This window comes from Ancylobacter mangrovi, from assembly GCF_024752355.1.
Classification (GTDB): Bacteria; Pseudomonadota; Alphaproteobacteria; order Rhizobiales; family Xanthobacteraceae; genus Ancylobacter; species Ancylobacter mangrovi.
On sequence record NZ_JANTHZ010000001.1, the window covers coordinates 747,087 to 772,782 of the forward strand.

At 70.7% G+C, this 25,696-nt stretch carries 20 protein-coding genes; 12 read left to right on the top strand and 8 right to left on the bottom strand.

From position 1 onward, the window contains the following. Nucleotides 1-43: 43 nt before the first annotated feature. From NVS89_RS03465 to NVS89_RS03485, 5 genes are read left to right on the top strand one after another with little or no spacing between them, the layout of a single operon-like run. Nucleotides 44-940, top strand: coding sequence for an NAD(P)-dependent methylenetetrahydromethanopterin dehydrogenase (locus NVS89_RS03465; RefSeq protein WP_258731087.1), 897 nt, complete (start codon nt 44-46; stop codon nt 938-940). After that, nucleotides 906-2,069 (top strand): ATP-grasp domain-containing protein, encoded by a 1,164-nt coding sequence (locus NVS89_RS03470; protein ID WP_258731088.1) that lies wholly within the window; start codon nt 906-908, stop codon nt 2,067-2,069. Before NVS89_RS03465 ends, NVS89_RS03470 begins: the two co-directional genes overlap by 35 nt. A gap of 5 nt (nt 2,070-2,074) precedes the next feature. Beyond that, entirely contained in the window at nt 2,075-3,043 is a 969-nt protein-coding gene (mch, locus tag NVS89_RS03475) for a methenyltetrahydromethanopterin cyclohydrolase (RefSeq protein WP_258731089.1), read from the top strand. Then, a complete protein-coding gene (locus NVS89_RS03480; protein ID WP_258731091.1) occupies nt 3,040-3,948 on the top strand; it encodes an ATP-grasp domain-containing protein in 909 nt (302 codons plus the stop codon). The genes mch and NVS89_RS03480 overlap by 4 nt, the downstream gene beginning before the upstream one ends. After that, nucleotides 3,945-4,811, top strand: coding sequence for a triphosphoribosyl-dephospho-CoA synthase (locus tag NVS89_RS03485; protein ID WP_258731092.1), 867 nt, complete (start codon nt 3,945-3,947; stop codon nt 4,809-4,811). The genes NVS89_RS03480 and NVS89_RS03485 overlap by 4 nt, the downstream gene beginning before the upstream one ends. Here the strand turns inward: NVS89_RS03485 and NVS89_RS03490 are convergent. Continuing rightward, nucleotides 4,801-5,499, bottom strand: coding sequence for a HisA/HisF-related TIM barrel protein (locus NVS89_RS03490; protein ID WP_258731093.1), 699 nt, complete (start codon nt 5,497-5,499; stop codon nt 4,801-4,803). The two genes, NVS89_RS03485 and NVS89_RS03490, sit on opposite strands and share 11 nt — an antisense overlap. Nucleotides 5,500-5,525: 26 nt before the next feature. On the opposite strand from NVS89_RS03490, the gene NVS89_RS03495 reads away from it, so the two are divergent. Genes NVS89_RS03495 through folB form a run of 3 tightly spaced genes read left to right on the top strand, consistent with a single transcriptional unit; the run spans nt 5,526 to nt 7,906 of the window. Next, entirely contained in the window at nt 5,526-6,491 is a 966-nt protein-coding gene (locus NVS89_RS03495) for an ATP-grasp domain-containing protein (protein WP_258731094.1), read from the top strand. Next, complete coding sequence (locus NVS89_RS03500) at nt 6,488-7,528, top strand: hydantoinase/oxoprolinase family protein (protein ID WP_258731095.1); 1,041 nt, start codon at nt 6,488-6,490, stop codon at nt 7,526-7,528. Before NVS89_RS03495 ends, NVS89_RS03500 begins: the two co-directional genes overlap by 4 nt. 15 nt (nt 7,529-7,543) lie before the next feature. Then, nucleotides 7,544-7,906, top strand: a complete 363-nt coding sequence (gene folB, locus NVS89_RS03505; protein WP_258731096.1) for a dihydroneopterin aldolase — start codon at nt 7,544-7,546, stop codon at nt 7,904-7,906. A 25-nt stretch (nt 7,907-7,931) separates the two neighbouring features. On the opposite strand, the gene NVS89_RS03510 is transcribed toward folB, so the two are convergent. After that, nucleotides 7,932-9,185, bottom strand: coding sequence for an acyltransferase family protein (locus NVS89_RS03510; protein ID WP_258731097.1), 1,254 nt, complete (start codon nt 9,183-9,185; stop codon nt 7,932-7,934). 255 nt (nt 9,186-9,440) lie between these two features. Between NVS89_RS03510 and pepN the strand changes: the two genes are divergently transcribed. Both pepN and NVS89_RS03520 read left to right on the top strand, forming a co-directional pair. Next, on the top strand, nt 9,441-12,110 hold the full coding sequence (gene pepN, locus NVS89_RS03515; protein ID WP_258731098.1) for an aminopeptidase N: 2,670 nt from the start codon (nt 9,441-9,443) through the stop codon (nt 12,108-12,110). Nucleotides 12,111-12,207: 97 nt separating this feature from the next. After that, the gene (locus NVS89_RS03520) at nt 12,208-13,671 is read left to right on the top strand and encodes a GGDEF domain-containing protein (RefSeq protein WP_258731099.1); all 1,464 of its coding nucleotides are present in this window, start codon (nt 12,208-12,210) and stop codon (nt 13,669-13,671) included. Nucleotides 13,672-13,677: 6 nt separating this feature from the next. On the opposite strand, the gene fae is transcribed toward NVS89_RS03520, so the two are convergent. After that, complete coding sequence (fae, locus tag NVS89_RS03525; RefSeq protein ID WP_258731100.1) at nt 13,678-14,217, bottom strand: formaldehyde-activating enzyme; 540 nt, start codon at nt 14,215-14,217, stop codon at nt 13,678-13,680. Between the two features lie 253 nt (nt 14,218-14,470). Between fae and NVS89_RS03530 the strand changes: the two genes are divergently transcribed. Together NVS89_RS03530 and NVS89_RS03535 are read left to right on the top strand one after the other, a co-directional pair. After that, entirely contained in the window at nt 14,471-16,804 is a 2,334-nt protein-coding gene (locus NVS89_RS03530) for a PAS domain-containing sensor histidine kinase (RefSeq protein WP_258731102.1), read from the top strand. Further along, nucleotides 16,801-17,982, top strand: a complete 1,182-nt coding sequence (locus NVS89_RS03535; RefSeq protein WP_258731103.1) for an NAD(P)/FAD-dependent oxidoreductase — start codon at nt 16,801-16,803, stop codon at nt 17,980-17,982. The genes NVS89_RS03530 and NVS89_RS03535 overlap by 4 nt, the downstream gene beginning before the upstream one ends. On the opposite strand, the gene NVS89_RS03540 is transcribed toward NVS89_RS03535, so the two are convergent. The 5 genes from NVS89_RS03540 to NVS89_RS03560 form a co-directional block, all read right to left on the bottom strand. Continuing rightward, entirely contained in the window at nt 17,979-20,939 is a 2,961-nt protein-coding gene (locus NVS89_RS03540; protein WP_258731104.1) for a bifunctional [glutamine synthetase] adenylyltransferase/[glutamine synthetase]-adenylyl-L-tyrosine phosphorylase, read from the bottom strand. The two genes, NVS89_RS03535 and NVS89_RS03540, sit on opposite strands and share 4 nt — an antisense overlap. Nucleotides 20,940-21,052: 113 nt before the next feature. Then, nucleotides 21,053-22,474: a HAMP domain-containing sensor histidine kinase gene (locus NVS89_RS03545; RefSeq protein ID WP_258731105.1), complete on the bottom strand. Its 1,422-nt coding sequence runs from the start codon at nt 22,472-22,474 to the stop codon at nt 21,053-21,055. Next, complete coding sequence (locus NVS89_RS03550) at nt 22,458-23,138, bottom strand: response regulator transcription factor (protein WP_258731106.1); 681 nt, start codon at nt 23,136-23,138, stop codon at nt 22,458-22,460. Before NVS89_RS03550 ends, NVS89_RS03545 begins: the two co-directional genes overlap by 17 nt. Nucleotides 23,139-23,548: 410 nt before the next feature. Then, nucleotides 23,549-25,093, bottom strand: coding sequence for a Do family serine endopeptidase (locus NVS89_RS03555; protein WP_258731107.1), 1,545 nt, complete (start codon nt 25,091-25,093; stop codon nt 23,549-23,551). 96 nt (nt 25,094-25,189) lie between these two features. Further along, nucleotides 25,190-25,696 carry a cytochrome c-type biogenesis protein gene (locus tag NVS89_RS03560; RefSeq protein WP_258731108.1) on the bottom strand — a complete coding sequence of 169 codons (507 nt, stop codon included), beginning with the start codon at nt 25,694-25,696 and terminating at the stop codon, nt 25,190-25,192.

Genomic DNA, 25,696 nt, shown 5'->3' on the forward strand with positions numbered 1-25,696 from the left:
AACAGAGGCCGCAAGGCCCGATTCCACTCGGGAATGAAACGACATGGCGGACTACGCCCCGATTCTCCACATCCTCTCGCCGCTGCGCCACGTCTCGCCCTTCGACGTGAACATGGCGGTCGATGCCGGCTATGCGACCATCCTGCCCTATTCCGGCGTGACGCTGGACGAGGTGGGTGACCTCACCCAGGACATGATGTTCTCGCGCCACCCGGACGCCGCCCCGCGCACCGGGCTGTTCATCGGCGGCAAGGATGCCAGCCTCGCGCTCGACATGGCCGACAAGGCGAGGAGCGTGCTTTTCCCGCCGTTCGAGATCTCGGTCTTCGTCGACCCCGCCGGCTCCTTCACCACCGCCGCCGCCATGGTCGCCGAGGTGGAGCGCAAGCTGCGCCCGACCCGCTCCGAAGGCATCAAGGGCGCCAAGGTGCAGGTCTATGGCGCGACCGGCGTGGTGGGCGGCATTGCCGGCGTGATCGCCGCGCAGGCCGGCGCCGAGGTGACGCTGGTCAGCCATCGCGATATCGAGGCCGTCGCCACCAAGGCGCGCGACTTCAAGCGGCGCTTCGACGTCGACCTCGAAAGCGCCTCCGGGCGCACCGACGAGGAGAAGCGCGCGCTTATCGCCGAGGCGGAGATCGTGCTCGCCTGCGGGCGCGCGGGCGTCGAGATCCTCTCGGCCGACGTGCTGGCGAGCGCGGGCCGGCTGGCCGTGGCCGCGGATGTGAACGCGGTTCCGCCCTCGGGCATCGCCGGGATCGATGCCCACGCGGATGGCAAGGTTCTTGCGAACGGTGCGCTCGGCATTGGCGCACTGACCATCGGCCACCTCAAATACCGCGTGCAGCACGAGCTGTTGCAGCGTATGCGAGTTGCAACCGCGGCCCTCTCTTTCGGATTCGAGGATGCCTTCATTCTCGCACGATCCATCGTCGCCTAAGGATACGGCAGATGTCGTCATTGTCGGCATTGCCGCCCGGGGTCTCGCCGCCGCCGCACGGCGCGCGGGGCTGCGCGCGCTCGTCCTCGACCTGTTCGGCGACGACGACACGCGCGAATTCGCCGTCGCCGCGATTCCGCTCCGGCGGACCGGCGCCTTCGCCATCGATCCCGACGATCTTCTCGAGCAGCTCGCCATCCATGCCGGGCCGGACGTTCCGGTCGTGCTCGGCACCGGCTTCGAGCATGCGCCCGAGGTGGTGGAAGAGCTCGCGAGACGGTTCCGGCTGGTCGGCAACGGCCGCCCGACCCTCGCCTGGCTCAAGGAGCCGATGATGCTGGAGCGGCTGCTGCACAATCTCGGCGTCCCCCATCCGCGCATCTTCGCCGAGCGCGCCCCCGGGGGCGTGACGACGCTGGAGAAGCGCATCGGCGGCTCCGGCGGCTGGCACGTTCGGCCGGCAGAGGAGGCGCGCGGGCGAGGCTGGTACCTGCAGGAGCGGCTCGAGGGCCGCACCGTCTCCGCCCTGTTCCTCGGCGACCGGCGCCAGGCGCGCCTGCTCGCCTTCTCGGAGCAGTGGTGCGCACCCTGCGAGGACGCGCCCTACCGCTATGGCGGCGCCGCGGGGCCGATCCGCCTCGACCCCGAGATCGAGGCCTCGATCGGCGCGGCGCTCGACCGGCTGGTGGGCGCGGCGGGCATCGCCGGCCTCGCCAGTGCCGACCTGTTGCTGCTGGACGAGGGATGGAGCCTCATCGAGGTCAATCCGCGACCGGGCGCCTCGCTCGACGTGTTCGACCACGCCCCGCTGCCGCCGCTGCTGCGGCTGCATTTCGAGGCATGCGAGGGCCGGCTTCCCGAGCTCGCGCTGCTGACCCCGGAAGCGGCCGGCACGGTGCGCGGGGCGGCGATCTTCTACGCCCCTTCCTCGTTCGAGATGCGGCTCGACCCGCTTCCCGAGTGGGTCGCCGACCGTCCGCCGCAAGGCACGCGGATCGAGGCCGGCGAGCCGATCTGTACCCTTTTCGCCGCCGGGCGAGACGTCAGCGAGGTTCGCGACGTGCTGGCACGGCGCCAGGATCAACTGTGGCACGACCTGAGCATGGCCAGCCGCAAGGCTGCGGAGTGAATTTCATGGGCGAGCATATTCGCAACCTGCGCCCGAGCGTTTCCAACCTCGCCGCCCCGCTTGTCGAGGACCTCGTCGCCAAGGCTGGAGTGCTGCGGCTCGACGTGACGCGCAGCCCCTGCGGGGCGCGGCTGGTCGACGCCGGCATCAACGCGCGCGGCGGCATGGAAGCGGGACGGCGGATCGCCGAGATCTGCCTCGGCGGACTCGGCTCGGTCGGCATCGCCTCGGGCGGGCGCTTCGCGCGCTGGGCCGACATGATCACCGTCACCACTGCCGACCCGGTGCTGGCCTGCCTCGGCAGTCAGTATGCCGGCTGGAGCCTCGCGGAAGGCGACTTCTTCGCCCTCGGTTCCGGTCCGGCCCGGGCGCTGTGGGCCAAGGAGACGCTGTTCGAGGAGCTCGGCTACCGCGACCGCGCCGACGAGGCCTGCCTGGTGCTGGAGGTCGACCGCCTGCCGCCCGACACGCTGGTGGCGCGGATCGCGCAGGATTGCGGCGTCGACCCGGAGCGGCTGACGCTGATCCTCACCCCCACCTCCAGCCTCGCCGGCACGGTGCAGATCGTCGCCCGGGTGCTGGAAGTGGCGCTGCACAAGACCCATGCGCTGCACTTCCCGCTGGAGCGGGTGGTGGACGGCATCGGCTCCTCGCCGCTGCCCCCGCCGGCGCCGGACTTCGTCTCGGCCATGGGTCGCACCAACGACGCCACGCTCTATGGCGGCAATGTGCAGCTCTTCGTGGAAGGGCCGGAAAGCGAGGCGCGCGAACTCGCCGAGGGCCTGCCGAGCTCGTCCTCGCGCGACCACGGGCGGACCTTCGCGGAGATCTTCACCGCCTATAATGGCGACTTCTACGCCATGGACCCGATGCTGTTCAGCCCGGCGCGGGTGACGGTGACCGCGCTCGAAACCGGGCGCAGCTTCACCTTCGGCGCCTTCCACGAGGACATACTGGAACGCTCCTTCGCATGAGCGCGTCCCTCAGCGATACGGTCGTCATCTTCACCGAGGATGCCGACTGGCACACGCGCCGGCTCAAGGCGGCGATCGAGGCCGAGGGCCTCGGCGTGGTCGTGCTCTCGCTCAACGATTGCGGCTTCGCCATCGGCGAGACGCCGCACGGGCTGATGCTGCCCGGCTTCGGCGACCGGCTGCCGGCCGCCGCCTTCGTGCGGCTGATCGCCAACGGCACCACCGAGCAGATCACCGCCCGGCTCGGCCTGCTGCATGCGCTGCGCGAGCTCGGCGTGAAGGTGATGAACGATGCGCGCGCAGTCGAGCGCTGCGTCGACAAGAGCATGACCAGCTTCCTGATCGCCCGTGCCGGCCTGCCGACGCCGCGCACCTTCGTGCGCGAGAGCCGCGAGGCGATGCAGGCGCTGGTCGACGAGGCGCCGGGCGACATGGTGCTGAAGCCGCTGTTCGGGGCGCAGGGGCGCGGCATCAAGCGCATCGCGCCGCGCGCACCGCTGCCCGAGCGCGAGAAGGTGGGCTCGGTCTACTACCTGCAGGACTTCGTGGCTCGCGCCTCGGATGAGGCGTTCGAGGACTGGCGGGTGTTCGTGATCGGCGAGACCGTCGTCGCCTCGATGCTGCGCCGCTCGCCGCGCTGGGTCACCAACATCCACCAGGGCGCCGTCGGCGTCGCCGCCCCCGCCGACCCGCGCGCGGCCGAGCTTGCCATCCGGGCCGCCGCGGCGGTCGGCGCCGACTATGCCGGCGTCGACCTGATCGAGGATGCGCAGGGCAATTTCACCGTGCTGGAGGTGAACTCCATGCCGGCCTGGAAGGGCCTGCAGAAGACCACGGACATCGACATCGCCGCGGCCCTGGCGGGGCACCTGCTGCGCGCGCTGGGGCCGGTGCCGGCCCTATGAGCCCGCAGGACATCGCCGCCGGCATCGCGACCGCCTTCCGCGCCGCCTGCCGGGCGGAGCTCGACGCGCTCAAGGTGGGCAACGTCCACCGCCACGGCGCCGGCCACGGCATGGAGGTCGCCCATTTCGAGCGGGCGGCCGATGCTGCCGCCCCTCATATCGCGGCGGTTGGCGCGCGGGTCGGCGCGCGGATCGAGCGGGCGGTCGACGCCTCGCTCGCCGCCGCCGGGCTCAACACCAATCTCGGCATCGTGCTGCTGTGCGCACCGCTTGCCTTCGCCGCCGAATCCGCCGGGCCCGCGCCGACGGACGAGAGGCTCCGCGCGCGGCTTCGCGCGGCGCTGGACGGGCTCGACATGGAGGACGCGGCGGCCACCTTCCGCGCCATCACCCATGCCAATCCCGGCGGCCTCGGGCGCGCGACCGAGCACGACGTGACCGGCCCGGTGCGGATCGGGCTGGTGGAGGCGATGGGGCTGGCGGCGGCGCGCGACAGCATCGCCCGGCAGTTCGTCACCGGTTTCGCCGACATCTTCGAGTTCGGCCTGCCGCGCCTGCGCGCGCTCGCCGACGCGCCCGCCGAAGCGCGGACGGAAGCGGTGCATCTGGGCTTCATGGCCGCATTCCCGGACAGCCACATCGCCCGCAAGTCCGGCATCGGGATCGCCGAGGCGGTCCGCGCGGAGGCGGCGGCGCTGCTGCCGCGGATCGACTTTCGCGCTCCCGACGCAACGCGCCACGCCGCGCTGCTGCCGTTCGACGTCTCGCTGAAGGCGCGCGGGCTGAACCCCGGCACCAGCGCCGACCTCACGGTGGCAACGCTGTTCACCGACCTGCTGACGGGCGGGAGCCTCAGGCCATGAAGCGTGCGATCGCCGCCGCCGGGAGCCGTCCGTCGTGAAGCGCGCTCGCGAGCAGAACCCCGGCAATACCGAGATCGGCGAGCCGCGCCAGATCGTCGGCGTGGCGGACCCCGCCGGCGGCATAGACCCGCCTTGCGCCGGCCCGCACCACGATGCCGGCGAGGCGGGCGAAGTCCGGCCCCTCGCCCGCCCCGACCCGGGCGAGCGTCATGACGATGACCGCCTCCGGCCAGAGCCCGGCCTCGGCGTGGATTTCCGCCGGCCCGCGCGGCCCCTCGGGGCCGTAGTCGAGCGACAGCGCCACCGCGCCCGCGCGGATCGCCGCGAGGCCCGAAGCGAGGTCCGCCATGGTCTCGCTGCCGACCACGGAGCGCCCCGGCCCGGCGGCCGCCCGCCGCTCGACGCGCACGGCTTCCGCCTCGCCCGCATCGACCCAGAGCGCGAGGCCGGGATGGCGGGCCGCGAGCTCGGCCAGCGCCGCGTCATGGCCCGGCCGGCCGGCGATGGCGTCGAGATCGGCCACGTAGAGGCCCGTGAACGGCGCCAGCGCCAGCAGGCCGGCGGCCACGTCGAGCGGCGCCGAGCCGGCGCAGAGCGGCGTCTCGATGGGCCGGTAGGCGGAGCGCTCGCCGCGCCGCGCATGTACGACGGCCCCTCCCATCAGGTCGATCACCGGTATAAGTTTCACCGCTCCAAACCCCGCAGGATGTGCTGATGCTCGTCTTCGTCTGCGAAACGGTCACCGCCGGCGGCTTCGTCGGAGAGGACCTTCCCGACGGCCTGATAGCCGAAGGAACGCTGATGCGCGATGCGCTTATCGGCGATCTGGAGGATCTTCCCGGCATCAGCGTCGTCACGACGCATGACGCCCGCCTGCCCCCGCCCCCGCGCGGCCATTCGACCCCGCTCGGCCCGGGCGAGGATGCGCGCGCGGCGTGGAACCGGCTGGCGGCCGAGGCGCATTGCTGCTGGCCGATCGCGCCGGAGACCGACGGCATACTCGAGCGCTTCGTCGCCGAGCTGCGCACCCTCAACCGGCGCGTCGTCGCATCCGATGCCGCGACGCTGCGCGACTGTTCGAGCAAGAAGCGCACGGCCGCGATCCTCGCCGCGGCCGGCGTCGCGACGGTGCCGACCTGGGGTGTCGACGAGGTGCCGGCCGACGCCGGCGGCCCGTTCGTGGTGAAGCCCGACGACGGCGCCGGCGCGCTCGACGTGACGGTGTGCGCCGGCCGGCCGCGGGGCCCCTATCCGGCGCGGGCGATCGTGCAGCCCTATGTGGAGGGCGTGCCCTCGAGCCTCAGTCTTTTGTGCCAGTCCGGGCGCACCCATGTGCTCGCCGCCAACCGGCAGAACATCGACCGGGCCGACGGCCGGCTCAGCTTCCGGGGCGTGGTGGTCGGCGCGCAGCCGGTCGACGACGCTCTGCGCGCGCTGGGCGCGAAGGTGGGCGCCGCCCTGCCCGGCCTGCACGGCATCGTCGGCCTCGACTACATCGCGACGCCCGACGGGCCGGTGGTGGTGGAGGTCAATCCCCGCCTCACCACCAGCTATGCCGGGCTGCGGCAGGCGCTCGGCGTCAACCCGCTCGCCTTCGTCGCCGAGCTGATCCGCGACGGCGCGGTGCCGGACCTGCCGCACCTGCCGCCAGCGCTGCCGGTCGAGGTGATCGCCCGATGAGCATCGCACGTCTGGCATGGGACATTGGCGGCGCGCATGTGAAGCTCGCCGCCTTCGGCCGCGACGGCCGGCTCAAGGCGGTGCGGATCGCCGCCTGTCCGGTGTGGAAGGGGGCGGAGCACCTGCACGAGGCGATGCGCACGCTGCGGGCCGAGTTTCCGCCCGGCATCCCTTCCGCCGCCACCATGACCGCCGAGCTCGCCGACCTGTGGCCCGACCGGCATGCGGGCGTGGTCGGCACGGCGGCAATCCTGATCGAGGAGCTGGCCGGGGCCCCGCTCGCGCTGTTCGCCGGGCCGGAGGGCTTCGTGCCGGCCGAGGAGGCGGCCGCGCATGCCGCGACCATCGCTTCGGCCAACTGGTACGCGACCGCGGCGGTGCTCGCCCATCTGCTGCCCGAGGGAATCCTGCTCGACATCGGCTCGACCACCGCCGACCTCATCCCCTTCGGCTGCGGGCGGGTCGCGGCGCGCGGCTTCAGCGACGCCGAGCGGCTGGCGAGCAACGAGCTGATCTACAGTGGTGCGGTGCGCACGCCGGTGATGGCGCTCGCGACCGAGGCGCCGTTCGGCGGGCGCTGGGTGCCGATGATGGCCGAGCTCTACGCCACCAGCGCCGACATCCACCGCCTGACCGGTGACCTGCCGGAAGCGGCGGACCTGCATCCCAGCGCCGATGGCGGGCCGAAGACGGCCGAGGCCAGCGCGCGCCGGCTGCTGCGCATGGTGGGGGAGGACCTCACGCCCTCGAACCTCGGCGCGGCACGCGCCCTCGCCCGACACCTCGCCGAGGCGCAGCTCCATCGCCTGTCGCGCGCGCTCGACTGCGTCGCCTCCGGCATGGAGAGCGAGCCCGGCCTCCTCGTCGGGGCGGGCGTCGGGCGCTTTCTCGCCGCCCGGCTCGCGGAACGGCGCGCCATGGCCTATCTCGATCTCGCCGACGTGCTGACGGACGATGCCGCGCTCTCCAGCGACGCCGCCGACTGCGCGCCGGCGGTCGCCGTCGGCCTCCTCGCCGCCGCCCTCACGCCCGCCTGAGCCCCGGAAAACCCCATGTCCGACCGCATCTTCCTTCGAGGCGTCGAACTGCACGCCCATCACGGCCTCCATGAGGAGGAGGCGCGGCTCGGCCAGCGCTTCGTCGTCGATATCGACTGGTGGCTCGACACGCGGCCGGCGGCGGCGGCCGACGACTATGAGCTGACGGTCGGCTACGAGAAGGTGTTCGCCGTCATCCACGAGGTCTCGACCGGCCGCCGCTTCCAGATGATCGAGGCCTTCGCCGACGCCATCGCCGCGGCGGTGCTGGCGCGCTATTCCAGCGTCGAGAAGGTGCGGGTCGAGGTGCACAAGCCCGCCGCCCCGATCGCCGGCATCTTCCGCGATGCCGGCGTCGAGGTGACGCGCAAGAGGTAGTCCGCGCGGAACACGCCCGTCCCCGTCAGCGCCGCAGGTCGCGGCTCACCCGCACGGGCACCGGGGCCGGCGCCACCGAGCGCGGCGGCAGCGGGGCGAGCGTGCGGCCCGCCGTTTCGTGATTGCGCGCAAGGCGGGCGAAACGGTCGCGCCAGGGGACCTCGATCAGGCGGTAGCTGAGCGAGGCGAGCGCGATCACCGCCGCCGCGAAGGCGACCAGCAGCGCCGTCGCCGCCAGCGGGTGGCCGAGGTCGTAGAGCAGCTTGGGATCGCCCAGCACCTCGGTCTTCACCTTCAGCGACGCGCCGGTGACGTCGCCATAGAGCCACAGGCCGAAGCCGAGCAGGATCAGCAGCGGCATGTGGATCAGGTAGATCGAATAGGACCACGCGCCGAGCGCGCGGAACGGACGCGTGGTGAGCAGCCGCGAGGCCAAGCCGCCCTGGCGGGCGAAGACGAGGATGGCGAGCGCGAACACCGCCGGCGCCGCCACGCTGAGCGGGCTCGCGCTGTCCGGCCCCATGCCGGCCGCGACGATGAACAGGCCGGCGAGCAGCACCGCGGCGATCTCCAGCACCGTCGCCGCCGGAAGCGCGCGTCCGCGCATGCGCTCATGGAGGTGATAGGCGCCGACACCGGCGAAGAAGCCGGCGATGCAGCGCAGGAAGCCGTAATCGGCGGTCGAGTTCATATAGGCCGGCGCGACGATCAGCAGCGTGACGGCCGACAGCAGCGACAGCGCCAGCGCGACCGGCAGCAGCCGGCGCGAGCCGGCCGCCAGCAGCACGGCGGCGAACAGCACATAGGTGTAGAACTCGGCCCCTATGCTCCAGGCCGGCCCGTTCCAGGCGACGCCGTAGAAGCCCATGGAATTGAGCAGCGCCGCGTTCAGCAGCAGGCCCTGCATGGAATAGCCGCCGGTGCCGGCCTCGATCATCAGGCTGTCGGGCAGGCGCCCGCCGAGATTGACCGCCATGACCCCCAGCATCAGCGCGAACAGCACGGTGAGATGAAGCGGCCACAGCCGGCCGATGCGACGCAACAGGAAGCCGCCCGCCTGGCGCGCGCTTCCCATGCGGTCGCGATAGGCGTGGCAAACGACGAAGCCGGAGAGGACGAAGAAGAAATCGACGAAAAGGTAAGCGTTGGTCACGAAACGCGAATAGATAAAGTCTAATTTGACGATATAGATGAAATGGTAAATTAAAACCATGATTGCGGCGAGACCGCGCCAAGCATCCAGTGCGTCAAAGCGGTCGGTAACGGCCGACGATTTCATACCATAACACCTCGCGGAACGACTTTATCCGCCCCCCCTTCACCGCCCGACAGCCCATGGACGGCATCGGGCTAACCGGTGAGCTTCCGACGGGTTCCGAAATTCATTGGGGCAATTCCGGGGCACTCCCGCCGTCCGCCGCGGCGGCGACGTGGCCCGGCGAGACCGCCCGCGGTAGGCGCGTGTGCCCGAGGGGGCTTCCTGTCGCCCGGCGGAGGCCCTACTTGTTGGCGGCCCGCCTGCAGGAGTGATGCGATGCGCGATGCCGATCCCCAGCCCGTCCGCCTGACCGATTACCGCCCGCCGGACTGGCTGGTCGACACGGTCGACCTCGACGTGCGCCTGCATCCGCAGGCGACCCGCGTGGTGGCCCGGCTCGGCATGCGCCCGAACCCGCTCGGCCGGCCCGGCGCGCCGATCGTGCTCGACGGCGACGAACTGGAGCTGAAATCGGTGGCGCTCGACGGCGCGCCGCTGGCCGGCGCCGGCTATGCCGCCACGCCCTCCTCGCTCACCATCCTCGCCCCGCCGCAGGAGCCGTTGGTGCTGACGATCGAGACCGTGCTCGACCCGTCGGCCAACACCAAGCTGATGGGCCTCTACTGCTCCAGCGGCACCTACTGCACCCAGTGCGAGGCCGAGGGCTTCCGCCGCATCACCTATTTCCCGGACCGGCCGGACGTGCTCGCCGTCTACACCACCCGCATCGAGGCCGAGCGCGAGGAGGCCCCGGTGCTGCTCGGCAACGGCAACAAGGTGGAGAGCGGCGACATCGAGGGCACCACCCGCCACTTCGCCGTCTGGCACGATCCCTGGCCCAAGCCCTGCTACCTGTTCGCGCTGGTGGGCGGGAAGCTCGACCGCATCACGGAGCCGTTCGTGACCGCCACCGGCAAGGAGGTCGAGCTCGGCATCTATGTCGAGCCCGGCAAGGCGGCGCGCGCGGGCTACGCCATGGACGCGCTGAAGCGCTCCATGCGCTGGGACGAGGAGGTGTTCGGCTGCGAATACGACCTCGACGTGTTCAACATCGTCGCCGTGGCCGACTTCAACATGGGCGCGATGGAGAACAAGGGGCTCAACGTCTTCAACGACAAATACGTGCTCGCCAGCCCCGAGACCGCGACCGACGCGGACTACGCCAATATAGAGGCGATCATCGCCCACGAATATTTCCACAACTGGACCGGCAACCGCATCACCTGCCGCGACTGGTTCCAGCTCTGCCTCAAGGAAGGGCTGACCGTCTTCCGCGACCAGGAGTTCTCCTCCGACCAGCGCTCGCGCCCGGTCAAGCGCATCGCCGACGTGCGGCTGCTGAAGAGCCACCAGTTCGCCGAGGATGCCGGCCCGCTGGCGCATCCGGTGCGCCCGGCCACCTATCGCGAGATCAACAACTTCTACACCGCCACCGTCTACGAGAAGGGCGCCGAGGTGGTGCGGATGCTGAAGACGCTGCTGGGCGAGGAAGGCTTCCGCGCCGGCATGGACCTCTATTTCGACCGCCATGACGGGCAGGCGGCGACGGTGGAGGAGTTCCTCACCTGCTTCGCCGACGCCAATGGCGCCGACCTCTCACAATTCGCGCTGTGGTACGCGCAGTCGGGCACGCCGCAGGTCGAGGTGAACGGCCACTGGGACGCGGCGGCGCGCAGCTACCGGCTCGATGTTCGCCAGACGCAGGTGCCAACGCCCGGCCAGCCGGACAAGCAGCCCATGCTGATCCCGCTCGCGCTCGGCCTCGTCGGCGCCGACGGGCGCGACCTGCCGCTGGTCCCCGATGACGGCACCAACGCCGCCGGCTCGGTGCTGGTCGTCAGCCGGCCGGAGCAAAGCTTCGTGTTCCGTGACGTCGAGGCGCGGCCGGTGCCCTCGATCAACCGCGGCTTCTCCGCGCCGGTGAAGCTGACCACCAACCTCGCCAGCGAGGACCTGCTGTTTCTCGCCCGCCACGACACCGACCCGTTCAACCGCTTCGAGGCCGGCCAGACGCTCGCCCTCGCCCATCTGGTGAGCGCGAGCGGGCTGGCGCCCGAGAAGACCCTCGCCGGCGCCCTCGCCGCCGGCGGCACGGCGCTGGTGGAGGCGCTGATCGAGGCGCTCGGGGCGAGCCTCGAGGATGAGACGCTCGACCCCGCCTTCATCGCACAGGTTCTCTCAGTGCCCTCGGAGGGCGACATTGCCCGCGAGATCGGCAGCGAGGTCGATCCCGACGCGATCCACGCCGCACGGCGCTCGCTGCGGCGCGCGCTCGGCGAGGCGCTGCGCCCGGGGCTGGAGCGCGCCTATGGCCGCCACGCCCCCGACGGCGCCTATTCGCCCGACGCGGTCTCCGCCGGCCGTCGGGCGCTGCGCAACGCCGCGCTCGAGCTGATGGCGAGCACCGGGGAGGCGGCCGACATCGCGCGGGCGCTCGCCCATTTCGAGACCGCCGACAACATGACCGACCGCTTCTTCGCGCTGTCGGTGCTCGCCCATCACGCGCCGGCCGAGCGCGACGCGGCGCTCGACGCCTTCTACCAGCGCTTCCGCGACGACCCGCTGGTGATCGACAAATGGCTGGCGCTGCAGGCGCAGATCGCCGAGCCGGAGACGCTGGAGCGGGTGCGCGAGCTGACCCGACATCCGGCCTTCTCCATGGGCAACCCGAACCGGGTGCGGGCACTGATCGGCAATTTCGCGGCCGCGAACCAGACCCAGTTCCACCGCCCAGACGGCGCCGGGCACCTGTTCGTGGCCGATGCCGTGCTGGAGCTCGACAGGCGCAACCCGCAGGTGGCGGCACGGCTGCTCGGCGCCTTCAAGAGCTGGCGCTCGCTGGAGCCGACGCGGCGCGGCTCCGCCGAGCGCGCGCTGAGGCGGATCGCCGACGGCCCCGGCCTCTCGCCGGATGTGAGCGACATCGTCGCCCGTTCGCTCGGTTGAGCGCGTTAAGTACTATGAATTGCTTGCACTCAAATAGGCCGTTTCAGATCGTCAAATTCGAGGATAGAGTTCTTTTGAACGTATAGCCCAGCGGCACATGGAAAAGACATCGCTCCAGGTGGTTTCGCAGGATGTGACAACACTGGCGGCGACCTATCTCAGTTCGCCCGTCGCATTATGTCTCGTCGACCGCGAGCGACGCTGCCTTGCCGCCAATGAGCGTTTTGCCGCGACGATGAACCGCCCGCTGGCCGGCCTCCTCAATGAGGATCTGGGCCTGCTACTTCCCGGCGCCGATGCCTTCATCGCCACCGCGTTCGAGAAGGCGCGCGAGGGCGAGGCGTTCAGCGACTACGAGCTGCCGGTCAGCGCCTGCGGGCGGGTGTTCCTCGCCTCCGCCGAGCCGTTCCGCACCGATGGCGAGCTTGCCGGGCTGTCGATCGGGCTGGTGGACATCACCGAGCGCAAGCGGATGGCCGAGACGCTGATCGAGATGGAGCAGCGCATCGCCTTCGCCATGGAGAGCGCCAACCAGTGGATCTGGGAGCTCGACATCCCGGCCAACCGGGTGCGGCGCTCACCGCACTGGAAGTCCGGCCTCGGCTATGCCCAGGACGAGGCGGTCAGCGACAGCGAGCACGTGGCCTGGAGCGTGGTCCATCCGGACGACCGGCCGCAGGTGCTGCGGCGCTTCCGCGACCTCGTGGAAGGGCGGACCGACCTGTTCGAGGCGGTCTACCGGGTGCAGCACCGGAACGGGAACTGGATCTGGATCATGGGGCGCGGGCGCATCGTGGAGCGCGCGCCCGACGGCAAGCCGCTGCGCCTCTTGGCGACCAGCGTCGACATCAGCCGCCAGAAGCGGATCGAGCAGGAGCTCGGCGCGACCGTGCGCCAGCGCGAGGACCTCGAACGCGAGCTGGTCGCCGCCAATCGCCGCCTGACCGCGCTGTCGGAGATGGATTCGCTGACCGAGCTGCCGAACCGGCGCAAGTTCGACGAGGTGCTCTCGCGCGAGATCCGCCGCAACGGGCGCCATACCCCGGCCCTGGCGCTGCTGATGATCGATGTCGATCACTTCAAGAGCTACAACGACCTCTACGGCCACCCCGAGGGCGACGAGTGCCTGCGCAGGGTGGCCGAGACGCTGCGCCGGTGCGCGCGCCGGGCCGGCGACGTCATCACCCGCTATGGCGGCGAGGAGTTCGCCGCCATCCTCGCCGACACCAACGAAGCCGATGCGACGCTGCTCGCCGGCCGCATGCTGGAAGCGGTCCGCGCGCTCAGGATCGCGCATGCGGGCAGTTCGCCCGGCATCGTCACGGTCAGCATCGGCGTCGCGGTCTACGAGCTGTCCGAGCCCGCGCCGCGCCCGATGCCGCCCGCCACGCTGATCGAGGCGGCCGACCGGGCGCTCTATTCGGCCAAGCAGGCGGGGCGCAACTGCATCGCCGCCTCCAACATCGATGCGAGCGGCGCGCTGCGCACCATGGCCGTGACCGAGAACGGCACCGCCGCCTCGGCGCGGCCCCTCGACGCCGACAAGGACGCGCGGCGCTGAGCGGGCTCAGTAGTCGATGACGTCCTCGAGTGCGTAGTGCTTGATCGTCTTGCGGTTGGCGATCAGCTCGTCGACCGTCGGCTCGCCCTTCATGGCGCGCGACAGCGCGATCTTCATCGCCTCGTAATTGGTGCGGTAGAGGTCCGCCTTGTCGAGGTTCGCGTCCTCCGCACAGCGCGGATCGAGCCACACCATCACGATCATGCAGATTTCGTCGGCCTGGTCCTTCGGCAGGATGTCCTCGATCAGCGCGTCGACGATGGCGTCGCCGATCGCCCCCTGCACCACGCCGCCCAGCAGTTCGACATAGTCGAGCGACTCGATGGTCGCCTTGGTGGTCATCATGGTGGCCGGGCGCACCATCTGGTTGAGGTCGCGCACCACGAACATGCGGGTGTGGCCCTGCACCTGCCCCATCATGGAGGCGAAGGCATGCCCGGCCGGGCCGCGCACGGAGCCGATCAGCACCTCCGGCATCGCGTCGGTGAACTGCCCTTCCGCGGCCAGCACGGTCGCCTCGCCGGTGCGGAACCAGATGTCGCTCATGGTCGTCTCCTGCCCATAAAGATGAGGCCGAGCGCATAGCACCGGGCCGCGCGATCCGTCCATCGGCCATCGCGTCGCGACCCCTATCGAGGCACCGCCCACTCGCCCTTCGGTTGCCCCGCCGCAAACTTGACTCGCTGGGGACTCTGGACAGGAAGGGTACGATTCGATTCAAATCAGGGTGATTCGGAGAGATGCGGCACATCCCTCCAGGTCGACTGGGAAAGGGTTCGGGACTTCGGGGAGGCCGGCGATGGCTCGCGCCAACGCTGCGGGCGGTTCCGTGCGCGTACAGGCCATGCGAGGTCTGGCGCGCTCGGTAGCACGACCCGCGTATCAGCGGCTGGTCGACGCCGAACCCTTCATGCGCAAGGCGGTGCCGGCGCTTATCGTCGCCTTCATAGGTATCGTCGCGGTTGCCGCGATCGTCCAGAACCGCGCCTATCGGTCCGAGGCCGTGGCCAGCGCGAAGGACGAGCTCGCCCTTTTCGCCACCGCCATCGCCAGCGAGATTGGGCGGCCCGGCGCGGATCTTTCCGCCCCGGAGGCCCTGCTCGCCTCCAGCCTACCCCCGCGCGCCGCCGAGGACGGGCGTCGCTACGGGCTGATCGACAGCGCCGGCACCGTGGTCGCCGTGCATGACGAGGACGCCCGCGCCGCCGTGACCGAGCAGATCCGCCATCTGGTCGTCAACGTGCAGGCGCTCACCATCTTCGCCGAAGATGCCGGCGTGCTGGAGGTGGCGATGCCGGACGGCTCGGCCGCGCTCGCCACCGTGCACAATCTGCGCGCCACCCCGCTCCAGCTGGTCGCCATCCAGCCGCTCGGGCGGGCGTTGAACACCTGGCAGTCAGACACCATCCTCACCGTCACGCTGCTCAGCACCACCGGCGCGGTGCTGATGATCCTCGGCTTCGCCTTCCACTGGCAGGCGACCCGCGCACGCGAGGCGGACGGCATCTACGACACGGTGCGCGCGCGCATCGACACCGCGCTCTCGCGCGGGCGCTGCGGCCTGTGGGACTGGGACATGGGACGCGGGCGCATGTTCTGGTCCGAATCCATGTTCGAGATGCTCGGCCACGAGCCGCGCGACGAGCTGATCTCGTTCGGCGAAGTGTCGGCCCTCGTCCATCCCGACGACACCAATCTCTACGACATCGCCAAGGAGATCGCCGACAAGCCGGGCCGCTCGATCGACCGCATGTTCCGCATGAAGCACGCGGACGGGCACTGGCTGTGGCTGCGCGCGCGGGCCGAGGTGGTGGCGCAGGAGAATGGCGAGCCGCCGCATCTGGTCGGCATCGCGGTCGACATCACCGAGGAGCGCCGCCTCGCCGAGCGCACCGCCACCGCCGACATGCGCCTGCGCGACGCCATCGAGAGCATCTCGGAATCCTTCGTGCTCTGGGACAGCTCAAACCGGCTGGTGATGTGCAACTCCAAGTTCCAGAGCCTGCACGGCTTCGGCGACGCCAATGTCGCGCCCGGCACGCCGTTCGAGGCGGTGGCCGAGCAGGCACGCAAGCCCGTGCTGCGCATCCCCCTGCGCGCCGAGGACCGGCCGGAGGAAGGCGCGCGCGCCTTCGAGGCGCAGCTCGAGGGCGGCCGCTGGCTGAAGATCACCGAGCGCCGCACCAAGGATGGCGGCTTCGTCTCGGTCGGCACCGACATCACCGCGCTGAAGCGCCATGAGGAACGCCTCATGGACAGCGAGAAGCGCCTGATGGCACTGGTCGCGGACCTGCGCAAATCGCAGCAGACGCTGGAGATGCAGGCGCTCCAGCTGGCCGAGCTGGCGCAGAACTACGCCGACGAGAAGACCCGGGCCGAGGACGCCAACCGCGCCAAGTCCGAATTCCTCGCCAATATGAGCCACGAGCTGCGCACGCCGCTCAACGCCATCATCGGCTTCTCGGAGCTGATGGAGAGCGGCCTGTTCGGCCCGCTCGGCAGCGACAAGTACAACGAGTACTGCCGCGACATCCGCGATTCCGGCCGCTACCTGCTCGACGTCATCAACGACATCCTCGACATGTCGCGGATCGAGGCCGGCCGCTTCCAGCTCGCACTGCAGCCGGTGCAGCTCGACGAGATCGTCACCGACGCCATCCGGGTGATGTCAGTACGCGCCGACGAGAAGCACCTCACCCTCGCCAGCGAGAGCGAGGGGCCGGTCGCCATCGAGGCCGACAAGCGGGCGCTGAAGCAGATCGCGCTCAACCTGATCTCGAACGCCATCAAGTTCACGCCCGAGAACGGGCGGATCACCGTGCGCACGCGGCGCTTCTCGCGTGCGGCGCTGCTCGTCATCGAGGACAGCGGCATCGGCATACCGAAGAGCGCGCTGGCCAAGATCGGTAAGCCGTTCGAGCAGGTCGAGAGCCAGTTCACCAAGACCTACAAGGGCTCGGGCCTCGGCCTCGCCATTGCCAAGTCGCTGGTCGAGCTGCATGGTGGCACCATGCGCATCCGCTCGTCGGAAGGCGTGGGTACCACCGTTGTCATCCGCCTGCCTCTCAATGGCCGGCCGGCGCTGCACTATCGCAATGCGCGCGCGGAGCGGCCGATCCCGGCCACCTCATGAGCACGCCCGAAGCTGCTTCCGTCGATACCGCTCCAGCCGACCCCGCCCCCACCGAAACCGCATCCGTCGACTGCGTCGTCGCGGGTGCCGGCGTGGTCGGCCTCGCCATCGCCCGCGCGCTCGCGCGCCACGGCCTCGAGGTGCTGGTGCTGGAAGCGACCGGCCTCATCGGGTCGGACACCTCGGCGCGCAACAGCGAGGTGATCCATGCCGGCATCTACTACGCGCCGGGCACGCTGAAGGCGCGGCTCTGCGTCGCCGGCCGGGAGGCGCTCTACGTCTATTGCGCGGAGCGCGGCATCGCGCACCGGCGCTGCGGCAAGCTGATCGTCGCCGCCAGCGCGGCGGAGACCGGCAAGCTCGAGGCCATCGACGCCCACGCCCGCGCCTGCGGGGTCACGGATCTGCGCCCGCTCGCCAGTGCCGAGGCGCGCGCCATGGAGCCGGCGCTGCAAGCCGAGGCGGCGCTGCTCTCGCCCTCCACCGGCATCATCGACAGCCACGGGCTGATGCTCGCCTATCGCGGCGAGCTGGAGGACGCGGGCGGCATGGTCGCCTTCCACGCGCCGATCATCGCCGGGACCGCCGGAGCCGAGGGCTTTACGCTGGAGGTGGGCGGCGAGGCGCCGATGCGGCTCGCCTGCCGGCTGTTCGTCAACGCCGCCGGCCACGGCGCGGTGCCGCTGGCGCGCGCGATCGAGGGCATTCCGGCCGCCGCGGTGCCGCAGGCGTTCTTCTGCAAGGGGTCCTATTTCACCCTTTCGGGCCGCGCCCCCTTCACCCACCTCGTCTACCCGGTGCCCGAGCAGGCCGGGCTCGGCGTGCACCTGACGCTCGACCTCGGCGGCCAGGCGCGCTTCGGGCCGGACACAGAGTGGATCGACACGCGCGACTACGAGGTCGACCCGGCGCGCGGAGACGCCTTCTACGCCGCGATCCGCCGCTACTGGCCGGCCCTGCCCGACGGCGCGCTCCAGCCCGCCTATGCCGGCATCCGGCCGAAGATCGTGCCGGCCGGCGTGCCGGCGGCCGATTTCCGCATCGACGGGCCGCAGGAGCACGGCGTGCCAGGGCTGGTGCAGCTCTTCGGCATCGAATCGCCCGGCCTCACCGCCAGCCTCGCCATCGCCGAGCTGGTGGCGCACAAGCTCGACGTCAGCCCGGTCCCGGCGCTCTAGCTCTCGGGATCGCCGCACGCGGAAGACGGGTCGAGCACCCGCCCGAAGATCGCGCGCACCTCGTCCTCGATCTCGAACAGGCGCGCCTCCAGCGTCGAGAAGTCCGGCATGCCGCCGGCCCTCGCCAGCAGCCGGCGCAGCGCCGGGCTCGCCTCGGCGGGACGGAACGGCCCCGCCAGCGCGAGGCGCAGCACCTGGGTGAGGTCGTGCAGCAGCCGGCAGGCTTCGGCGAGAACTTGGCCGTCCTCGGCGTCGATCAGCCCGGCGGCGCGCGCCGCCTCGATCACGCGAAGGGTCGAGGTGTCCATGATCGCGGGGTGCCGCGCGGCGTGGACGAGCACGAGATACTGGGCGACGAACTCGATGTCGATCAGACCGCCGCGCGCATATTTCAGGTCCCAGCGCTCGTCCTCGCCCTTCTCCTCGGCGATGGCGGCGCGCATGTCGCGTATGTCGTCGGCGATCCGCCGGGGATCGCGCCGGCGCCGCAGCACCGCGCCGATCGCCGTCTCCACCCGCGCCGCGAAGGCGGGCGAGGCAGCGACGACGCGCGCGCGGGTGAGCGCCATGTGCTCCCAGGTCCACGCCTCCTCGGCCTGGTAGACCTCGAAGCGCGGCAGGCTGGTCGCCACCGGCCCGGAACGGCCCGAGGGGCGCAGCCGCAGGTCGACCTCGTAGAGCTGGCCGGCATTGGTGGGGGTGGTCAGCGCGCTGATGAGGCGCTGGGTGAAGCGGGCGAAATAGTGCCCGCCCTCGAGCGAGCGCGGCCCGTCGCTCTCGGGATGCTCGGGATCGAAGTCGTAGAGCACGATGAGGTCGAGATCCGAGCCCGCTGTCATCTCCCGCCCGCCGAGCTTGCCCATGGCAAGCACCGCGACCTCGGCGCCGGGGATGCTGCCGTAGGCTTCGCGGAAGCGCCTCTCCACCACCGCCAGCAGGGCGCGGATGATGATGCCCGCGAGCCTCGCGAAGGCTTCGCCCGCGCGCGCCGCCGGCAGGGTGCCGGAGAGGATGCGCACGCCGATCAGCACGTGCTGCTCCTGCCGGAAGCGGCGGGCCTGGTCGAGCAGGTCCTCCTCGTTCTCGGCCGCCTCCAGCAGCGCGTCGAGCCGGGCGGCAAGCGCCTCCTCGTCCGGCAGCGCGCCGAAGAAAGCGGGGTCGAGCAGCGCGTCGATCAGCGAGGGGCGGTGCGCCAGCATCTCGCCGAGCCGCGGCGCGGTGCCGAGAATGGTCGCCAGCAGGCGCACGAGATCGGGATGGAGCGCCAGCGCCGGCAGCAGGCGGTGGGCGCTGGGCAGTTCGCGGAAGAAGAGGTCGGCTGCGTTCAGCGCCGCGTCGGGTGCGCCCCCGCGTGCCAGCGCGTCGATGAGCGGCGGCACGATGGCGGCGAGATGCTGGCGCACATCGGCCGGGCGCAGCGCCCGGTGCTCGCCGGCGAGCCAGCCGCGCACGGTGGCGCTGGCGGCCCTGGGATTGGCGAAGCCGAGCTTGAGAAGCGTGGCGAGGGTCTCGCGGTCATCGGCCTCGGTGGGGAATTCCAGCCTGCCGTCCACCGCCGCGCGCGGCGGCACGTCCTCGAACAGGCGCGAATAGTCGTTCTGCACCGTCACCAGCCGCCGGGTCAGCGCCGCGGCGAAGCCGTCGCGGTCGGCATAGCCCATGAAGGCGGCGAAGCCGGCCAGCGCCTCCGCGCTCTCGGGCAGGGTGTGGGTCTGCGCATCCGCGACCATCTGCAGCCGGTGCTCGACGCGGCGCAGGAAGTGATAGGCCTCGTCGAGCTCGGCCCGCACCGTCTCGTCGATCCAGCCGGTCTCGGCCAGCATCGCCAGCGCCTCCAGCGTGCGCGGGGTGCGCAGGCGCGGGTCGCGCCCGCCGGCGATGAGCTGCTGGGTCTGGACGAAGAACTCGATTTCGCGGATGCCGCCGCGCCCGAGCTTCACATTGTGCCCCTCGACCGCGATCGCCTCATGGCCGCGAAAGGCGTGGATGTCCTGCTTCATGGCATGGACATCGGCCACCGCCGCATAGTCGAGCGAGCGGCGCCAGACGAAGGGAGAGAGCTGCCTGAGGAAGGCATCGCCGAGCGCGATGTCGCCGGCGATGGGCCGCGCCTTGATGTAGGCGGCGCGCTCCCAGGTGGCGCCCTCGCGCTCGTAATAGTCGAGCGCCCCCTCGAGCGAGAGCGCGACCGGCGTCGAGGCCGGATCGGGGCGCAGGCGCAGATCCACCCGCGCCACATAACCGTCTGCCGTGCGCTCCTGCAGCAGGCGCACGAGGCGCTGGGTGAGCCGCACGAAGAACGGCGCGGCCTCGACATCCTCGCCGAGCGGCGCCGCCTCGCGGTCGTAGAGCACGATCAGGTCGATATCGCTGGAATAGTTGAGTTCGCCCGCGCCATGCTTGCCCATGGCGAGCACCGTGTAGCCCGCGCCGGCACCGTCTTCGCCCAGCGCCGCCGGGTCGAGCTTGCCCGCCCCCGCCGCCTCGCGCAGCAGGAAGGCGACCGCGGCCCGCACGGCGGCATCGGCGCCGGCGGTCAGTTCCCGGGTCACGGCGATGAGGTCGAACACCTCGCCGATATCGGCGAGGGCGACGGTGAGCGCGGTCTCGGCACGCAGCCGGCGCAGCGCCGCCATCACGGCGTCCTCATCCTCGCTCGCGCCGACAAGCGACAGCGCCGCCTCGCGCGCCTGCGCGAGATGTTCGGCGGGATCGGCCGCGAGCAGGCCGGCCAGCCGCGCCGGATCGCGGCGGATCAGGTCGGAAAGAAAGGGGGAATGGGTGGCGACGTCGGCCAGCACGGCATGGGCGGCGGGATGGGCCTTCATCAGCGCGGTGAAGGACCGGCGCTGATCGGCGGGCGCGTCTTCGAGCAGTTCGGCGAGCGCGGGCGCCAGCTTGCGCACGGCCGGCGCCTCGGCGGCGCGCAGCCGCGCCACCAGCGCCTCCGCCGACATTACCGCTGGCTCGACGGGCCTTTCGCCCACCTCGATCGCCGCCTTTCTCGTGCGCGCCAGCGCCATCCTTACCCCGCTTCGCTCGGATCAAACGCAGTCTAGGTGGGTTTCGTTCACAAAGAGCTAGCCGGCGGCTCGTCAGCGCCCTCGGCATCGAGCGGCAGCTCGACGACGATCCGCAGGCCCGGCTCGTTGTCCTCCAGCTTCAGCGTGCCGCCATGCAGGTGCACCACCGCCGCGACCAGCGACAGGCCGAGCCCGGAGCCGGGCCGGGTGCGGCTCGCCTCCAGCCGCACGAAGCGCTCCACCACCCTCGGCCGCTCCGCCTCCGGTATGCCCGCGCCCTCGTCGGCGATCGTCACCCGCGCGCGGCCCTCGACCTTCTCGGCGGCGAGCCGGACCCGCCGGCGCGTGCCCGGCGCGTCCGGAGCGGAGTACTTGATCGCGTTGTCGATCAGGTTGGAAAACGCCTGCGCCAGCAATTCACGCACGCCCCTCACCGGCAGCGGGCCCTCGACGTGCAGCTCGAGGTCGAGCCCGACCTCGTCGGCGAGCGGCTCGTAGAGCTCGGCGACGCCCGCCACCGTCTCGGCGACGTCGAGCTGCACCATGGCCGCGCTCGCCTGCCCCGCCTCGGCGCGGGCGATCATCAGCAGCGCGTCGAAGGTGCGGATCAGACCGTCCGATTCATCGATCGTGCGCTCCATCGCCGCGCGCCAGTCCTCATCCGCCTGCGCGGTGCGCAGCGCGTCCTCGGCGCGGTTGCGCAGGCGCGTCAGCGGCGTCTTGAGGTCGTGGGCGATGTTGTCGGAAACCTCCTTCAGCCCCGCCATCAGCGTCTCGATGCGCTCCAGCATGGCGTTGAGGCTCAGCGCGAGGCGGTCGAACTCGTCGCCGGTGCCGGCGACGGCGAGGCGCCCCGACAGGTCGCCCGCCATGATGCTCTCGGACACGGCGGTCATCTGGTCGATGCGCTTCAGCACGCGGCGGGTGACGAACAGCCCGCCCGCGAATCCCAGCACCACCAGCAGCACGAGCCCCCACACCGCCGGGCCGATGATGATCTTGCGCAGCTCTTCGCGCTCGACGATGTCGCGCCCGATCAGCAGCCGGAACTCGCCGGGGAGATAGATGACGTTGACCAGCGCCCGGCTCGGCGGCGCCTGCGCCTCCTCCGAGCGCACATAGCTGATCTCGCTCCAGCCGGGCTCGCTCAGCACCGGGAGCGGCAGGTTGAGCACGTTGCCGGCCAGCGGGTCGCCGCTGAAGCTGGTCACCAGCAGCAGCCCGGCATCGGGCGCGCGGGCGCGGCGGTTCACCACCTGCACCAGCCGGCTGATGCCGCCGCGCTCGAACTGGGCCTGCATGTAGCGCGCGTCGGCGTCGATCGCCTCGATCGCCTGCCGGGTGACGAGGCGCTGGGTGTGCCAGCCGAGATAGGCGATGACCGAGCCGGCGAAGACCGCGAACACCAGGAGATAGGCCGCGATCAGCTTGAACGCGGTGGTGCGGATCAGCCTACCGAGCGACGTCACGGATGATGTATCCGGCGCCGCGCACCGTCTGGAGCAGCGGCGGGTCGAACCCCTTGTCGATCTTCGAGCGCAGCCGCGAGACGTGCACGTCGATCACGTTGGTCTGCGGGTCGAAATGGTAGTCCCACACATTCTCCAGCAACATGGTGCGGGTCACCACCTGCCCGGCATGGCGCATGAGATATTCGAGCAGGCGGAACTCGCGCGGCTGGAGCGGGATCTCCTGCCCCGCGCGGGTGCAGCGATGGGCAAGGCGGTCGAGCTCGAGGTCGGCGACCCGGTACACGGTGTCCGCCGCCTGCGGCGCGCCGCGGCGTGCCAGCACCTCGACCCGGGCCAGCAGCTCGGAGAAGGAATAGGGCTTGGGCAGATAGTCGTCGCCGCCGGCGCGCAGGCCGGTGACGCGGTCGTCCACCTGGCCGAGAGCGGAAAGGATCAGCGCCGGCGTCTGGTCGCCGCGCGCACGCAGCTCGGCGATGAGGGAGAGGCCGTCGCGGCGCGGCAGCATGCGGTCGACGACGAGCACGTCGTAGCCGCCCTCGCGGGCGAAGGCGAGACCCTCCTCGCCATCGGCGGCGAGATCGACGACATGGCCGGCCTCACGGAGCGCCTTGCGCAGATAGTCGGCGGCATCGCGATCATCTTCGACGACGAGCAGGCGCATGGCTGTAGTGTCGATTTCCTCTCGTAGAATCGTATCGGACTCTACGCGACCGGGATCGGAAGGGAACACCATATTGACACCTTCGCAAACGGAGTGCTGCTCTTCGCGAATACGTCGAACGTCGCCGATGACCGAAAGAAATGAGCGGCGCATTCACGATCTTTCATTCAAGAAATAAACAAACAAAAGACGTGTCGTCGGGCCCGAACAGGGCATTTTATTTGAAAATAGTCGTCATTTACGAAGAGGCAGGATCAATATCGGGAGATGCGGGGCCTGCCATTGCTTGCGCGCCCGGCGTCTCCGGATGGGGAAGCAGGTCGACGCGGGAAGCCCTTTCGGACTCCCCGCGCCACCGAACCGGCTGTTGCCCAGGGGGCGACGGAACGGGCCGCAGCCGGAACCGATCGTCAGCCGTTGCTCTTGTCGAGCGAGATCGCGACGAAGCGGGTGCCGCGGTCGCTCTTCACGCGCATCAGCACGGCCTTGCGGTTTTCCTTGGCGGCCGCGGCGAGACCGTCGCGCACGTCGTTCGGGGACATGACCGGCTTGCCAGCGACGTCGAGGATGACGTCACCCTCGCGCAGGCCCTTCTCGGCGGCCGGGCCGTCCGGGTCGACCTGGGTGATCACGACGCCCTGGTCGCCGGCGCCGGCGACACCCTTGGCGGGCGCCAGCGACAGGCCGAGGCGGGGCACCTCATGGGTGCCGCTCTCGGCGTCCGGATTGTTGGCCGAGGCGACTTGGTCGGGAAGCTGCTCCAGCGTCACCGACAGGGTCATCGGCTTGCCGTCGCGCAGCACGCTCAGCTTGATGGTGCTGCCGGGCTTGTGGCTCGCCACCTCGCGGGACATCTCGCGCGCGTCCTTGACCTGCTGATCGCCGATCGCGGTCACGATGTCGCCGGGCTTAAGGCCGGCCTTCTCACCCGGGGTGCCGGGCTGGACCTGGGCGATCAGGGCGCCCTGCGTGTCCTTGAGCTCGAGCGCCTCGGCCACTTCGTCGCTGACCGGCTGGATCTGCACGCCGACATAGCCGCGGGCGACCTGGCCACCGCTCTTGAGCGCGTCGACCACCTGCGAGATGGTCTCCGAGGGGATCGCGAAGGCGATGCCGACATTGCCGCCCGAGGGGGAGACGATGGCGGTGTTCATGCCGATCACGTCGCCGTCGAGGCTGAAGGTCGGGCCGCCGGAATTGCCGCGGTTGATCGGGGCGTCGATCTGCAGGAAGTCGTCATACGGGCCCGAGCCGATATCGCGGCCGCGCGCCGAGACGATGCCCGCCGTGACGGTGCCGCCGAGGCCGAACGGGTTGCCGACCGCGACCACCCAGTCGCCGACGCGCGGCGCCTTCTCGGAGAGCTTCACCCACGGGAAGTCGCTGCGGCCGTCGACCTTGATCAGCGCGACGTCGGTGCGCGGGTCGGTGCCGATCACCTTGGCGGTGTAGCTCTTGCCGTTGGTCAGGGTGACGTCGACTTCCGACGCGCCCTCGACGACGTGGTTGTTGGTGACGATGTAGCCGTCATTGGAGATGAAGAAGCCCGAGCCCTGGCCGACGACGCGGCCGTGGCCGTGACGGGGGGACATGTCGCCGCGGCCCTGACCCTGGCCCAGACCGAAGCGGCGCATGAAGCGCTGGATCTGGGGAGGCACCTGGCCCATGTCGCCGTCGTCGCCCATGGCGACGTCTTCTTCGGCGTCCTTCTTGACCTTCACGCTCACCACGGCGGGGGAGACCTTCTCGACGATATCGGCGAAGGAGAAGGTGCTGGCCGGCTGGTTGGTGGAAAGCTGGGCGAAGGCCGGCGTCACCGTCTCCGGCAGCACGAAGGCGCCGACGGCACCGCCGGCAAGCGCGAGGGTGAACACGCCGGCGAGCAGACGCGTGCGGCTGCGGCGCAGGGTGGAGGAGGTCTTCGTGGAAGTCTCGGGAAGCGCGTTGCGCGACATGGGTCGGTCCTCGTTCGACGGTCGTTTCACTCCCCGACCGGGGAGGCTTGATGAGGACCCTAGTGTCGGTCTCCTTAACGCAGGCTGGCGGGCAGCTTAAACATTTGTAACGTTGCGACCGGCCCCGTCCCGCGGCTCCGGGCCGTCGAGAAGCTCGTGCAACCGGCGTTCCTCGTCGGCGCTGAGCGGGGCGGCCGCAGCGGGCGCGCGACGGCGGCGATAGGCGAAGACGAGCCCCACCCCGCCCACCGCCAGCACCAGGAAGGGCGACAGCCACAGAATCCAGTTGGTTCCGTGCCAGGTCGGACGCATCAGCACGAACTCGCCATAGCGCGAGACCAGGAAGCCCAGTACCTGGTCGTCGCTGTCGCCGGCCTTGATGCGCTCGCGCACAAGCAGGCGCAGGTCGCGGGCCAGCGGCGCGTCCGAATCGTCGATCGACTGGTTCTGGCAGACCATGCAGCGCAGCTCCTTGGAGAGCGTGCGCGCGCGGGCCTCCTGCGCCGGGTCGGGCAGCATCTCGTCGGGCCGCACCGCGAAGACGGGGCCGACGCCGGCGAGCAGCAGCAGCGCCGCGCAGGCAAGGGCGCGAAAGCGCTTCAT